The following is a 15062-nucleotide window of genomic DNA, read 5'->3' on the forward strand; positions in this document are numbered from 1 at the left end:
GTTCACAGATAAGAATGTATATGATGTAAGCTAAGAATATTCCTTCACGGTTTCACCGCCACAATGGCTGCTGTCCTATGTATATGAAGGATTGCTCGCACCTATACGGAAGCGGGAGCGATTTAACTGCAAGGAAGTCAGGGAGCCGGCGGTTCTATGCATCCGTGGAAACCCTGAATATACCTTACATCAAGGAGCAAAAAAAACTTTACTCCCCCCATTGTAAACGTTATACTTAAAGTATAGGAATTATGAAATGTAGTTTCACCAGATGAAACGAGGAGGCGCATATATGCCAAGCAAGGACCATTTTTCATTGGCCAAGAACCTGAAATCAGGTGGCAAAACTTATCGCTACTATCATTTGAATGCTCTGGAGGAGCAAGGTGCAGGCGACATTTCCTCCCTGCCATTCTCCATTAAGGTCTTACTCGAAGCGGCTGTCCGCCAATATGACGGACGGGCAATTACTGAAGAACATGTCAAGCAGCTGGCCAACTGGTCCGGCGGCATTGACCGCAATAAGGAAATTCCGTTCATTCCTGCCCGGATTGTCCTGCAGGATTTCACCGGCGTACCTGTAGTTGTGGATCTCGCCGCTATGCGCGATACCGTTAAGAAGGCGGGCGGAGACCCGAAGAAGATCAACCCGCTTGTACCGGTTGACCTTGTCATTGACCATTCCGTTATGGTGGATGCGTTCGGAACGGCCGATGCCCTTGAATATAATATGAACGTAGAATTTGAGCGTAATGAGGAGCGCTACCGCTTCCTGCGCTGGGCACAGACCGCCTTCAATAATTTCCGTGCGGTTCCTCCGGCAACCGGAATTGTGCATCAGGTGAACCTGGAGTATCTGGCTTCTGTTGCGGCCACCAAGACCATTGATGGAGAGACGGTTGTCTACCCGGATTCCCTGGTCGGCACGGACTCCCATACTACAATGATTAACGGCCTTGGCGTAGTAGGCTGGGGCGTCGGCGGAATTGAGGCTGAAGCAGGAATGCTTGGACAGCCGCTGTATTTCGTTACCCCGGATGTCGTTGGCTTCAAGCTGACCGGCAGTCTGATGGAAGGCGCTACAGCTACCGATCTGGCCCTTACCGTTACCCAAATGCTGCGCAAGAAAGGCGTGGTCGGCAAATTCGTCGAATTCTACGGTCCGGGTCTGGCGAACATCAGTCTGGCAGACCGGGCGACAGTAGCCAACATGGCTCCTGAATACGGCGCAACCGTCGGCTTCTTCCCAGTAGATGAGGAGACACTGGCCTATCTGCGCAGCACTGGACGCCCGGATGAGCTGGTAGAGCTGGTAGGGGATTATTATAAGGCGCAGGGTATGTTCCGCACCGCAGAGACACCGGACCCGACATTCAGCGATGTCATTGAGCTGGATCTGGCTTCTGTGGTTCCCAGCCTGGCCGGACCTAAGCGTCCGCAGGACCGGGTAGAGCTTACCCATATGAAGGAGAATTTCGAAGGCATTATCCGTACACCTGTCGACAAGGGCGGCTATGGCCTCAGCGACGAGAAGATTGCCGAAGAAGTTGAGATTCAGCACAAGAACGGAAGCACTAGCAAGCTCTCTACAGGAGCGGTAGTCATTGCAGCCATCACGAGCTGTACGAACACCTCTAACCCGAGCGTAATGCTGGGCGCAGGACTGCTTGCCAAGAAGGCTGTAGAACGCGGGCTGACCAAACCGGGCTATGTCAAAAGCAGCCTGACTCCCGGATCGCTGGTCGTTACGGAATACCTGCAGAAGGCAGATCTGCTGAAGCCGCTGGAAGCGCTCGGCTTCTACCTGGCCGGCTACGGCTGCGCTACCTGTATCGGCAACTCCGGTCCGCTGCCGGATGAAGTCAGCGAAGCCATTACAGAGCATGATATGACGGTTGCCGCCGTAATATCCGGGAACCGTAACTTCGAGGGCCGCGTGCATGCCCAGGTCAAAGCCAACTATCTGGCTTCACCGCCGCTGGTTGTCGCCTACGCACTGGCCGGCACGGTGAATATTGACCTGAAGACCGAGCCGCTGGGCTATGACCCGCAGGGTGAGCCTGTCTTCCTGGCCGATATCTGGCCGACTACAGCCGAGATCCGCGAAGCCATAGGGCTCTCGCTCAGTCCGGAAATGTTCCGCAGCAAATACGAGAATGTATTCACAGCCAATGAACGCTGGAATAACATTCCGGTACCGGAAGGCGAGCTGTATGAATGGGATAACAACTCCACCTACATTCAGAATCCGCCATTCTTCGAGCACCTGGCTGACGGTATCTCTGACATTAAGGACATCAAGAGCTCCCGTGTGCTTGCCCTGCTTGGCGATTCCGTCACTACCGACCATATCTCGCCAGCCGGGAATATCTCCACTTCCGGTCCAGCCGGGGAATACCTGCGGGGTCATGGCGTGGAACGCGCTGACTTCAACTCCTACGGATCGCGCCGCGGGAATCATGAGGTGATGATGCGCGGTACCTTCGCTAACATCCGTATCCGCAACGCAGTGGCTCCTGGAACAGAAGGCGGCGTAACCACCTTCCTCCCGAGCGATGAGGTCATGTCGATCTATGACGCCTCCATGCTGTACCAGTCGGCCGGACAGAACCTGATCGTTATCGCCGGTAAAGAATACGGCACAGGCAGCTCCCGCGACTGGGCTGCTAAGGGGACACTCCTCCTCGGAGTCAAAGCCGTCATCGCTGAGAGCTTCGAGCGGATTCACCGCAGCAATCTCGTCGGCATGGGCGTGTTGCCGCTGCAGTTCCAGGAAGGCTATGGCTGGAGCAGCATGGGGCTGACCGGACGCGAGACCTTCGACATTACCGGTCTTGACAACCATGTCCTTCCCGGACAGGAGCTGACAGTCACTGCTACCCGTGAAGACGGCACCCAGTTCGACTTCCCGGTCATTGCCCGTCTCGATAGTACCGTAGATATCGACTACTACCGCAATGGCGGTATTCTGCAGACAGTCCTCCGCCAGATGCTGGCAGATGCTACAGCTTCGGAAGCGGCTCAGCCGGTAGAATAATTCGGCTTCATAAGGCTAGATCATTATACAAGCTGCGCCGGTATCAGATTTCAGTCTGATACCGGCGCAGCTTTTTGTCATATTCATGTAGGCCCTATTTGACCGACAGCAGGCTGGTCGCAATGAAATCCAGCTGCTTTTCCAGGGAGATCGGATCATTGTACGTATCGGCAGCCGGATTCAACTGGAATACATTCCCTGCCTTGACAGCAGGAAGCCCCTTCCACAGCGGATTGTCATAGACAATCTTCGGGTCTGTAGTATCCCCTGACCACGGGCAGGTGAAGATAATGTCTCCGGCAAAGTCCGGCAGCTTCTCCAGAGAGATGGAGGCCCAGCCTGTTCCGCTGTCGATGGCCTCCTTCTGCGCTTCTGCGGGAGCCTTCAGCCCGAACTCCCCATACAGAATCTCACCGCCCCGGCCATAGTTATGCCCAAAGACATACAACCCCTTGGCATATGGATTCAGGATAGATACCGTCTTATTGCCAACAGCAGCCTGTACCTGCGGCTTCAGCTCAGCAATGCGGGCCTCCCACTGGGCGATCCAGGCCTTAGCTTCATCATTCTTGTTCACCAGCTTGCCGTAGTCGAGCATCTGATCCTTATAATTCTTGGCGCCATATTGAATCTGTACCACAGGCGCAATTTCCTTCAGCTTATCAATGCCTTCTGTTCCGGTATACACAATAATCAGGTCAGGGTCCAGGGACAGGATATTCTCCGGGGTGACATCATCACCAAGCCCTTCTGCACCTTCAAGCATGTCTGCAAGATAGGGACTATCCTTGGCTCCTTGCATGACTCCTACCGGCTTCACACCCAGCGCCAGAAGATATCCTGTATAAAAGGCTGTAGTATCCACGATTCTCTGCGGATTCTTAGGCACTTGAACCTCACCTGCGCTATCCTTGAAGGTAACCATCTCTGCTTCAGCGGAGGGTTTATCAGTAGCCGGAGCAGCAGTGGGTGCTTCAGAAGCTGCAGGTGCAGGAGCATTCGCTGCCGTCCCGGAGCCAGAGCCGGAATTACCCGATGAACCGCAGGCTGCCAGCAGGACAGCCATGACGAGAGTAAAGACAATCAGGACAAGACTTTGTTTAGAGTATCGCAAGATAATCCCCCTATGTATATGTGATATTGATAATCATTATCATTAGTAATATATCACAGAGTAGACAGGCTGACAACACTCCGGGAACTTTTTTGTAGCCGGTTTCGCATACGTTTTGAAGTGTTTCTTCCATCCGGGCGGTGCTCCGCCTATCTCTTGCCAATTCCGGGCTTTCTCTCTCACCGACCACTTGCTTGGAGCCGCATTGTTGCACATCTTGCAGGATTTCTCTAAAAATGTTACTGGCTGTGATACATTGTTGCATTATTTGCACAAATTTCGGTGTTTAGAGCAAGTTAACGCTGGATTTGTTGCATTTCTTGCAGGATTTCAGCATAGAACGCTTCTTTGGGGCAGTATTGTTGCACTTTTTGCAGGATTCCTCTTAAAATGTTACTACCTGTGATGCATGGGGCCATTCCCTCCGCGCAGCGGCACCCATTGTATTCGGTTTTTCTGTGAAAATACGTCTGGCACTGCGATAAACACACGACCTACACGGCACTCCCAGTCCAATTGCGTTCGGTTTTCTGTCGAAATATGGTACATAAAAGTATGAAAATGTAATATCCAAAAAAACCGTCCTTAGTAAGGACGGCTTCGTTTCAGCGAGAAGTAGCAAGATAGGTTATGGGCATAAGCAAATGAATAATCGTGACTCCAGGAGGGCTTTCAGGACATCTCGATACGCTCGGAATCAAATATTCTTTTGTAGACCAGTGCTATGATCTGTGAGCGGTCTGTTACGTCCATTTTATTAAAAATACGGCTCAGATGATTCTTGACGGTATGCTCGCTGATAAACAAGGCGCTGGCAATATCCTTGTTCGTCTTGCCCAGAATAATCAGCTCCAGCACTTCCTCCTCGCGCGGCGAGATTCCCCATTCCTCCTTGGGCGTCTTCAGTGCCGTACTGTTCAGCAGCTTCCCTGCCGACACGCCTCTTTTGGCGGACATCGCTTCTGAGCGGCTGCGCAAGAAGGATTGGAAGGTAGTGCGCGGCTCACTGTACAGCTCCCCGACTACATGATCATCCAGGTTGAAGCGGGAGGGGTCCAGCCACTCCAGATCCGAGTCCGCCAGCAGCTCCTTATCCGCACCCTTGCCTGCATGATGAAGCACCAGCGCGAGCAGTTGGGCAGTGACAGAGACCGAAGGCTTATTGATCTGAAAATAGAACGAAGCAAACTGGTCCACCTGCTTCAGCAAAGAAAGCTCCTCCGGGTAGAACCCGTATCCCTGCAGGAAATCCAGCCTGAACGGAGCCAGCAGAGCAGCCGTTCTCATCTGCTCTGACTCCCGCTCCGGCAGTCCTGTATAACGGGCAAGCTCATACGCCATGGCAGAAGCCTCTGCCGACAGGCGGTGCAGCTCGGGATTACTGAGCCGGAGATAATGAAGTGTCTGCCCGGTGAAGACCCCTGCCTGCTTCATATGTCTGGCTTCCTTCTCGATCAGACGGATCGAAGTACTCGCCAGACTGGCGAGACAGCCGGTTAAGGACAGCCACTCCTCGGCTTCGCTGCGGCGTCTGAAGCCCACAGACAGAATGCCCTTGAATACCTTCTCGGCAATCAGCGGACATTCGAGCAAGACCTGCCCCTCGGCCTCCCCGTTGATGATCGCAGAAGAGAGAAAGGCCTGCGAGGAGTAACGGGACTGGAGGTCCTGGACATACGGCGCAATCTCCTCCGGCCTCCACCCCTTGGCGTAATGGGTATCCCCCGGCTGCTCCTCGAAGAATATGAGCACCGATGACGGGAAGAACGGCATGCCCATTACCATATCCAGCAGCACAGTGCCCAGCTCCTGAGTGGATACGGCCTGCGGCAGCAGGCGGGCAGCCTCCTTCAAGCGCTGGGTGGCTTCCCTGCGCAAGGCTTCGCGCTGCACCAGCTGCTCTCCCCGTCCGGATAAGCCCAGGAGCGCAGCAACATTCTGCTCATACTGGGCATAATCCTGGATTGGACGGCTCTTCCCAAAGCCTACAGCAAGCAGCAATGCCCTCTTCCCGCTGTGAATTCTCAGCGGATAGCATGACAAATATTCCGGCTGCGTCATTGCGCGCTGAGTGAAGAATAACGATCTAGGATCTTGGGCAATGTCCTGCCAGTGCCGGGGCTCCCTGCCCAGAACTGCCTGTCCCAGGAAGCCGTCTCCCTGCTGGAACCCGGCATTCATGAGAAGTCCTGCTTCTTTGCCGGCAGAATATTTGACCTTGAACTGTCCGGCCTCCTCCTCTTGGGCAAAGGCATACAGCTCTGCGTCAGATAACGTACCAGCCATCTGCTGCAGCACAACCTCTATCTTCAGGAACTCACTCTCCAGATTGGACAACAGCTGGGAAATCACCAGGCCCCGTCTCTGTTCCAGCGGCTTCACTGCGCACCCGGCCAGCAATTTGGAGAGCACATTCCCGAGCACACTCAATTTCCCCCTGATGCTGACGATTCCTTCCCGGCTAAGCTCAGGCATGGCGGCCAGTACATCCTTCAACATCTCATAGTCGGGGTGTTTCCGCATCTTGGCCTCGAACGCCTGCAGTACAAGCCCGCGGGTACCTTCTTCCATATATAAGCCGGACCATAAATAGTACGTCTGCCCATAGTCAGGAACCAGCGGACTGACCACATACTTCAGTCCGGGGACCCATTCCTCAAGTACGGCAGGATATGATAAGGGGCCCATTCTGAGCAATGCTGGCTCGAAGGGCCGCTCTATGACCTGTAAAGATTTAAACATCTTCTGATAGAATATTCCGGAAAGCGTCGGGCGGGTAACCACATTCCCAGCCTGATCCGTAAGCACAAGCGCCTGGCCCGTAACAGAGCCGAACGTATCCTGGAGCTCTTGAATTTCTCCCATCAGTGAATCGGGTATAACTACTTTCATCCCATCACCTCGTGCCCCTAGATTCCTATTATTTCTTCACTCTTAATTTAGCTAATCATTACTAATGATAGTTCATTTTAACTAGATATACAATGAATACCGAAGGCTGAATAGCCTGTATTTCCTAATTTTTCCCTGCACAGATCTGCTGCCGGAGGCCTCAGCTCAGCCCATCATTAGGCCCATTTCAGCAGCAGCCTCAGCCAAAATGACAGCATATTCCTCCAGGGTCTCCCGCGACAGACGGCTGACCGGGCCGGACATCGAGAGCGCTGCTACCACGCCCCCGGCCCGTCCGGCGATGGGCACAGCCACGGCTGCCGCTCCCGGCTCCCGTTCCTCGAAGCTAGTTGCATAGCCGCAGCGGGTGATCTCCTTCAGCTGCTCCAGGTACTGGCTGCGGTCTACACTGTCCGGCCATGCGGGGTCGGCCAGCAGCCGAACCTGCACTTCCGGCGGCGCGTAAGCAGCCAGAACCTTGCTTGATGCGCCTACCGAGAGCGGCAGCCTTGCGCCGATCTGGGCTACCCGGCGGATAGCCTGCCGGCTCTGCACCGCCTGAATGCGCACACGCTCCAGATTGTCGCGCAGATACAGGCTGACCGTCTCTCCCAGGCGGTCACGCAGCCGCTCCATGGCGGGCAGCAGAAGCACCGCTGGCTCGTTCAGCGTCGGGAGATGCGTGGACAGCTCCCAGATGCGGATGCCAAGGCGGTATTTGTCCGTCCCCTCATCCCGCTGCAGGAAACCCTTCTCCTCCAGTGTGGTCAGCAGGCGGTGCACTGTGCTTTTATGCAGGCCGATCTTCGCAGAGATCTCCGTCAGACTAAGGTCGTAATCATCATTATCCTGAGTAAAGCACAGTAATATATCCAGCGCACGTTCTACGGCGCGTACAGTCAGCTTCCGGTCTTCCACCCCGATCTCCCCTTCACATGTTTCACCTATTGAAACCCGGTTACATAATTATTAAGATATCCCTATCTTAGTGCAAAAGCCTAAATAAAGTCCAGCAGATTCCGTATCCATAATCAGCCGTCCGCAGTTTACAGTTACATTACAAAAGAACCATTTCCATTGACTTTGTAAGGGCATAAATTTACGATTAAATATATGAACTATTCATGCTCTGAATCTTGAAACTTTCCAGGAGGGGACCTTATGAATCTGGCAACTAGTCATCCCGGCGCGCCGGTCTCCCGTATGCCTAACGAGGGTAAGCCCGCTTCGTCACCACTAATTCCACTTCGGATGATACGCGTCAAGCACATCATTGTGGCCCTGCTGTTATCCGTATTCTTCTTTTTTGTATTCTGCTTCATCGCCCTGCATGCCTATATCGCCTGGGTACTCTCGAATCCTACCGTAGCCCCGCTCTACTCCAATCCTTATCAGGCCAAGGGGCTCGCCTACGAGGATATCAGCTTCCCTGCCAAGGACGGCAGCCGGATGATGGAGGGATGGTATATTCCTTCCAAAGGAGCCACCAAAACTATTGTTTTCAGTCACGGCTATGGCGCGAACCGCGAGGAGAGCTGGGTTCCCATGTATGATCTGGCCCACTACGCGCACAGCCTGAGATTCAATGTCGTCATGTTCGACTACGGCTTCGCCTCCAAGACCGACAGGGATATCGCAACCGGCGGCAAAAAAGAATCCCAGCAGCTGCTCGGAGCCATTGAGTTCGCCAAGGAGCAGGGGGCAGACCAGATTGTGGTCTGGGGCTTCTCGATGGGCGCAGGCACCGCCCTGCAGGCTGGACTTGTAACCAAAGATGTGGACGCGATGATTCTGGACAGCACCTTCCTGCTGGAGCCGGACACCCTGTACCATAACATCAAGCAGAACATCAATCTTCCCCGCCAGCCTTCGCTGGAGATTATGGAGATGCTCTTCCCGGTGCTGAACGGCACAGGACTGAATCAGATTCCTTACTCCAAGGTCAAATCGGAGGATTATCCGTTCCCGGTACTGTTCATGCACGGCACCAAGGACGATAAGGCACCTTATCCGATTGCCGAGGAGCTGGCAGCGAACCAGAGCAATCCGTATTCGGATTCATGGATCGTGGAGGACAGCCATCATGAGCTGCTGTTCCGCGAGCACCCGCGTGAGTATCTGCGGCGGGTATCCGCTTTTCTCGGGAATGTGCAGCTGGCCCAGATCAGCGGGAGCCAAGGCAACCCCACCGCAAGCAAATAGCATCTTATCGTTACCTACGGCATGTGCAGATGTATCCTGTGATACATTCTGTGCATGCCTTTTTACTGTGCGGGGTACAGGACCTCCAATCCGCCGCAATTCCCCTCACAGGCCAGTCTCATAAGCTGTCCCTCTCCGGCATATAATGGACCGATGAAACTTTAGGACGGGAGGACTGCATGTCATGCCATATGTATTCGTTGCACCGCCGCCAGTACAGATTCTAGGGGAGATTGCCTTCTGGAAAAACCAGGAGAAGGAGCATGCCGAGGTCCTGATCCAGATCATCCCACGCCTGGAGGAGCCTTATGTAAAGCTGCTGGAGGACTGGGCCATTGTCTTCCTGGCTACAGAACAGACGGCGCAGCAGCTGCTCGCTAGTCCCCAGGCACCGGACGCAGGCGGTCCGGGGAGTCCATCTGCCGAAGCCGGGCTGCTGCTGCACACCGCCTGCGACCAGTCCGCCGAATTCATCCGGCACCTGAAGGCCATGAAGGAGGCCAGCGCCGCCGTCAATGCCTTCCCCCTGGCGGGAACCACGCTGCTGCACTTCATCCGGGAGTCCGAATACTTCCTCGCTGTACTAGCCGCTCTGACTCCTGCGGACTACGGACCCGGGTTGCTGCGGATGAATCCGCCGGAACAGGGTGAACCCGCTCCTTCACCCGCTCCTGCTGCAGGCGGAGACAGTCTCCAGGGAACAGGAAGCTTCGCAGTTCCGTTATGGGAATCCCGCGAGGCAGGCTCGGTTCCCATCGGCGGGCATACGCTTCCCCCTCTGCCTTATGCCTATAATGCTCTGGAGCCGTATATTGACGAGAAGACGATGATCATTCATCACGACAAGCATCACCAGAGCTATGTAGACGGGCTGAACAAGGCCGAGAACAAGCTGGCGGAAGCGCGCCTGAGTGGCGACTATGATCTGGTTAAGCATTGGGAGCGGGAGCTTGCCTTCAATGGGGCCGGACACTATCTGCATACGATCTTCTGGAATGTCATGTCCCCGCAAGGAGGCGGCCGCCCCTCCGGCGCCCTGCTGGACGCTATAGAACGCAGCTTCGGAAGCTATGATGCCTTCAAGGCCCAGTTCACTGAGGCCGCGGGTAAAGTCGAGGGCGGCGGATGGGCTATTTTGGTCTGGAGCCCGCGCAGCCGCAGACTGGAGATTCTGACGGCTGAGAAGCATCAGAATCTGTCCCAATGGGATGTCGTTCCGCTGCTGGCGCTCGATGTGTGGGAGCATGCCTATTACCTCAAGCATCAGAACAACCGCGCAGATTACATCCAGGACTGGTGGAGAGTCGTGAACTGGCCTTATGTCGCCGAGCGCTACGGGGCTGCCCGCAAGCTGGTCTGGCAGCCTTTCTGAGGCTCTGTGGTGTATTCGTTTTCCGCATACAACAAGCCCGCGCACCTTCAGCGCGGCACATTGTATTCGTCTTTCGCATACGTTCTGATGAACTTCTCCCTCTCATGGCGGCGTTCTGCGCATCTCTGCGTATCTCTGCGTATCTCTGGCCAATTCTGAGATTGTTCACTCTCACCGGCTGCTTGTATGGAGTAGCATTGTTGCACTTCTTGCAGAGTTTCTCTAAATTTATTAGAAGCCGTGGAGTATTGGGTCACACACCTTCGCGCGAGCACAATGTATGCTGTTTTTAACATATATTTGGTTCATATGCCTGCTAGCGAGCACAATGTATACTGTTTTTCACATACATTCGGTCCGTGCGCCTGCTTGCGAGCACAATGTATGCTGTTTTCCGCATACATTCGGGCCACATTGCCTGCGCGCTAGCAAATGTATGCTGTTTTCCGCATACATTCGGTCCGTGTGCCTGCTTGCGAGACAATGTATGCTGTTTTTCATATACATTCGGGCCACATGCCTTGCGCGCTAGCAAATGTATGCTGTTTTCCGCATACATTCGGGCCACAAGCCTGCGTGCCAGCAAATGTATGCTGTTTTTCACATACATTTGAGCCACGCACCTTCGCGCGCAAAAGCCCGCCGCCACTGTTGAAGTGGCAGGCGGGCTTTTGCGCTTGCAGGGCCGGTCCGGCAAGCTTATCCTTCCCGGCTCCGGCTTTATTCCTTGATCAAGGCCAGGAATTCGGCCCTTGCCGCAGCGTCCTCACGGAAGGTGCCGCGGGTGGCCATCGTAACCGTCTTGCTGCCCGGCTTCTTCACACCCCGGGCACACATGCACAGATGCTCCCCTTCGACTACAACCATGACACCGTGCGGATTCAGCACCTCGGTCATGATGTCGGCGATCTGGGCTGTGATGCGCTCCTGCACCTGTAACCGGCGGCTGACCGCTTCCACGAGCCGGGCCAGCTTGCTGAGTCCGGCAATGCGGCCGCTGGGCACATAACCGATATGCACCTTGCCGAAGAATGGAGCCATGTGATGCTCGCATTGGCTATAGTAGACAATATCCTTCACAATGACCAGCTCTTCATGAGACTCGTCGAAGGTGACGCCCAGCGCTTCACGCGGGTCAACGGAATAACCGCCGAAGATCTCTTCATACATCCGGGTCACTCTGGCCGGTGTTTCCAGCAGGCCTTCACGGCTCGTATCCTCACCGATTAATTCCAGAATCTTCTCTACATGATACTCAATCTGCTCACGGTTTACAGAAACCTTCCCGTTCTTGTACTCCTTGATGCCCCCCATGAAAACTCCCCCCTTCCGCACCTGCAGCTGACTCTTATCTATTTCATACGATCATCATTATTACTTCTTGCGGGACTGTCCTTTGCCCGCAGCGGGACGCCCCGGCGGATTGCCGTTCTTCATCATCTGCTGGGCTCGCTGCATTTGCTTCCCGTTCAGGTTATACCCCATTTGCTTGGCAACCTTCTGCAGCATTTCAGGATCATTCTGCATCGTTGTCATCTGTCTGCGCAGATAATATACACCGATGAAGAATCCGCCGATCAGACCTACCACAAGCGTAATAATAGGCAATGCAATATTCATCTGTAATCCACCTTTGTACTCTATTGTCTGGCGATAACCCTGTTCAGGCACGCGAATCTATCATAGCATTTCAACAACTGGACAGCAATTGGCAAATCCCGCTGGCAGCCGGTTCATTTCCCGTCCGCTGCTCTCTGCTCGCGCAGCTTGCCTGCGGCCCGCTCCAGCATGTCGCGCACCGTAGCGTCCTCTTCGCTCTCCAGCGCCTGCTCGACTGCCGCAAGCGCCTCTTCGCCGCCGATACGGCTCAGCGCCCAGGCAGCCGTCCCGCGCATCACCGGCCGCGTCTCCTTCAGCACAATCTCAGTCAGCTTCGGCACGGCCGATGCCTCCTTGAAGTTGCCCAGCGCGATGACCGCATTGCGCTGGATCGGATTCTTGCCTCGCCAGGCGGCGGAGCTGCTGCCGAATTTCTCCTTGAACCCCCGGTTGCTGAGATCCAGAATCGGCAGCAGCAGCGGCTTGACCACCTCCGGGTCAGGCTGGAGCTGCGGGCGGTGATTCCAGTTCTTGCCGCGGTTCTGCGGACAGACAATCTGGCAGGTATCGCAGCCGTAGAGCCGGTTCCCGATCTTGGTCATATAGTTCTCGCTCAGGAAGCCCTTGGTCTGGGTCAGGAAGGAGATGCAGGCCTGGGCATTGAGCTGTCCCGGTCCGACCAGCGCGCCGGTAGGACAGGCATCGATGCATTTCGTGCAGTCACCGCAGCCCTCCTGCACCGGCTGGTCCGGAGGGAGCGGGAGATTCGTCACCATCTCCCCCAGATAGATCCATGATCCCCACTTGGGAGAGATAATCGCACAATTCTTGGCGCTGAAGCCGATCCCTGCCCGCTCCGCTACTGCCCGGTCTACCAGCGCTCCCGTATCCACCATGCTCTCCAGCACAGCATCCGGGACACGCTCACGGATGAAGCTCTCCAGCTTCGCCAGCGCTTCACGAAGGACATGATGGTAATCCTGTCCCCAGGAGGCGCGGGCCAGAATACCTCTGCGTGCACCCGGCTCGGATTTGGGCGGATTCTCCATCTTGGAGGGGTAGGCCACGGCAATCGCAATGATGGAGAGCGGCTGCTCCCCGGACTGGAGGGCGGGAACCGTCCGCTTGTCCAGGTCAGGCTCCTCGAAGCCGGATTCGTACCCCTTGTCCCGATGCTCCTGAAGAATGTTCTTCAAATATAAAAACGGCTCCGCAGTGGTGAACCCGATATCATCGATACCGAGCGCAGCTGCAGCCGCCTTAATCTCAGCCTTAAGTTCCTCCCATTTGGAAGGAGGCGGAGCGTAGCCTTTCTGGATGTTGAGGTGCATATCCGCCTCTCCTTTATAGATTGACTAAGGTTGCTCTACAGGGCCTTCATCTTAGAGAGAGGCCACCAGATCAGGGAGACCTTACCCACAATACTCTCCCCTGCGACAGCGCCGAAATAACGGCTGTCCTTGCTGGCTCCGGCATGCCGGTTGTCCCCCATGACGAAGTAGGTCCCCGCCTGCACGGTCAGACTGCTGAAATCGGGATCTTCTATAGACGTATCGATATATGGCTCATCCAGCAGCTTGCCGTTGAGATAGAGCTGCTGGTTCCGTACTTCAATAATGTCGCCGGGAATGCCGATCACCCGCTTGACCAGATATTCCTTGCGGCTGGGTCCCGTACTGGGATCATGAAGGACGACAACCTCCCCGCGGCCCGGATTCCCGAAGCTGAGGGCGATTTTATTAATAATCAGCTTCTCCCCCTGATAGAGGGTAGGCTCCATGGATTGGCCGATTACAGTTGACACATTGAACACATAGATATTAAGCAGCGACATCACAGCGAACACAATCCCCGCCGTAATGATCCACTCCCGCATATCCTTGATCCATGTTCTTCGGGACTTCTGTCTGGACTTGTTATGCGTCACTGATCTGTATCTTTGTCTGCGGCTCCGCATGAAATCTTCTTCAAGCTCCCGGTTCATAGGCCACCTACTTGCTTCGATTGGGTTATCCGTTCCTTAACAATAGAAAAGCATATCTCCCGCCCATTTGCAATGGACATAGGGAAGATATGCTTTAGTATAATGAAACAGACTATGCAGGAATACCCATATTCAAAGTATCCGCCCTGCAACAGTTCTCTACTCTGACCTTTGATTCCGCTTACAGCAGCGGTTCAACAACAGTTACCCGACAATGCTCAGCTTGCGCACGGATTTGAAAATGTGGTTCTCGTCATAACCCATGGCTTCATATAGAGGCATTGCAAAAGAATTGTGTTCATCGACGGCAACATAAATGCCGCTGACCTTCCGCGCCTGAAATCTGCTCTCCATAGCCGTTACAAGACTCTTACCGACTCCTCTGCGGCGGTAATCCGGATGGACGGCAATGCGGAAATAACAGCCGTGATTCTTCTCAATCGTACCAATCAGCGCACCGATGATTTCTCCTTCATCCTCAGCAACTACAATGAGATCAGAATCCCATGACAATTGCCTGGAGAAAGGCTCGATCGTGCTCTCGAAACATTCTTCCGATAATGCGGTCTGCAGCAATTCAGTCACTGGAGTTACATCGCTTAATTGAAAGGAACGAACGTGCATACTTTCAAGTCTCCCTTTTCTATGGCTTATGATTTTACAAAAAGAAGGAGTTTCCATAACAGCATAAAGTGGAAAAAAGCATCAAAAACCGAGGAATACCTGCTTTTGTCTCTATTAAAGCACACTTTTCTCGCGTTATCATCATTTTTCTTTTGAAAGCGCTTGATATGAAGCGTTTACATTCAATATAGTTTCATATTTAACATCTATTAGGAGATTATAGTAGTCAAAACGTCCC

Annotated in this window: 11 protein-coding genes; 3 read left to right on the forward strand and 8 right to left on the reverse strand. The window is 54.2% G+C overall.

Annotation, left to right across the window (positions count from 1 at the left end; translation table 11 throughout):
- Positions 1–292 precede the first annotated feature (292 nt).
- Positions 293–3037, forward strand: coding sequence for an aconitate hydratase AcnA (gene acnA / locus J2Z70_RS25490; protein ID WP_209877845.1), 2745 nt, complete (start codon positions 293–295; stop codon positions 3035–3037).
- Between the two features lie 94 nt (positions 3038–3131).
- Here acnA and J2Z70_RS25495 read toward each other — a convergent pair whose 3' ends face one another.
- From J2Z70_RS25495 to J2Z70_RS25505, 3 genes are all read right to left on the reverse strand, one after another.
- Positions 3132–4151, reverse strand: coding sequence for an ABC transporter substrate-binding protein (locus J2Z70_RS25495; protein WP_245368513.1), 1020 nt, complete (start codon positions 4149–4151; stop codon positions 3132–3134).
- A gap of 672 nt (positions 4152–4823) precedes the next feature.
- Positions 4824–7016, reverse strand: coding sequence for a response regulator transcription factor (locus J2Z70_RS34040; protein ID WP_425355129.1), 2193 nt, complete (start codon positions 7014–7016; stop codon positions 4824–4826).
- 192 nt (positions 7017–7208) lie between these two features.
- Positions 7209–7961, reverse strand: coding sequence for an IclR family transcriptional regulator (locus tag J2Z70_RS25505; protein ID WP_036723784.1), 753 nt, complete (start codon positions 7959–7961; stop codon positions 7209–7211).
- A 285-nt stretch (positions 7962–8246) separates the two neighbouring features.
- Here J2Z70_RS25505 and J2Z70_RS25510 point away from each other — a divergent pair, with 285 nt between their 5' ends.
- Together J2Z70_RS25510 and J2Z70_RS25515 are read left to right on the forward strand one after the other, a co-directional pair.
- A complete protein-coding gene (locus tag J2Z70_RS25510) occupies positions 8247–9245 on the forward strand; it encodes an alpha/beta hydrolase (RefSeq protein WP_245368518.1) in 999 nt (332 codons plus the stop codon).
- 184 nt (positions 9246–9429) lie between these two features.
- Positions 9430–10617: a Fe-Mn family superoxide dismutase gene (locus J2Z70_RS25515; RefSeq protein WP_209877849.1), complete on the forward strand. Its 1188-nt coding sequence runs from the start codon at positions 9430–9432 to the stop codon at positions 10615–10617.
- Positions 10618–11337: 720 nt separating this feature from the next.
- Here the strand turns inward: J2Z70_RS25515 and folE are convergent.
- From folE to J2Z70_RS25540, 5 genes are all read right to left on the reverse strand, one after another.
- Positions 11338–11931 carry a GTP cyclohydrolase I FolE gene (gene folE / locus J2Z70_RS25520; protein ID WP_036723782.1) on the reverse strand — a complete coding sequence of 198 codons (594 nt, stop codon included), beginning with the start codon at positions 11929–11931 and terminating at the stop codon, positions 11338–11340.
- Between the two features lie 60 nt (positions 11932–11991).
- Positions 11992–12237 (reverse strand): YneF family protein, encoded by a 246-nt coding sequence (locus J2Z70_RS25525; RefSeq protein WP_036723780.1) that lies wholly within the window; start codon positions 12235–12237, stop codon positions 11992–11994.
- Positions 12238–12350: 113 nt separating this feature from the next.
- Positions 12351–13547, reverse strand: coding sequence for a tRNA epoxyqueuosine(34) reductase QueG (gene queG / locus J2Z70_RS25530; RefSeq protein WP_209877850.1), 1197 nt, complete (start codon positions 13545–13547; stop codon positions 12351–12353).
- A gap of 35 nt (positions 13548–13582) precedes the next feature.
- Positions 13583–14200, reverse strand: a complete 618-nt coding sequence (gene lepB / locus J2Z70_RS25535) for a signal peptidase I (protein WP_081751075.1) — start codon at positions 14198–14200, stop codon at positions 13583–13585.
- 204 nt (positions 14201–14404) lie between these two features.
- Positions 14405–14824, reverse strand: coding sequence for a GNAT family N-acetyltransferase (locus J2Z70_RS25540; RefSeq protein WP_036723776.1), 420 nt, complete (start codon positions 14822–14824; stop codon positions 14405–14407).
- Positions 14825–15062 lie beyond the last annotated feature (238 nt).

Origin of the sequence: Paenibacillus silagei, assembly GCF_017874735.1 — a bacterium.
Taxonomy (GTDB): domain Bacteria; phylum Bacillota; class Bacilli; order Paenibacillales; family Paenibacillaceae; genus Paenibacillus_AQ; species Paenibacillus_AQ silagei.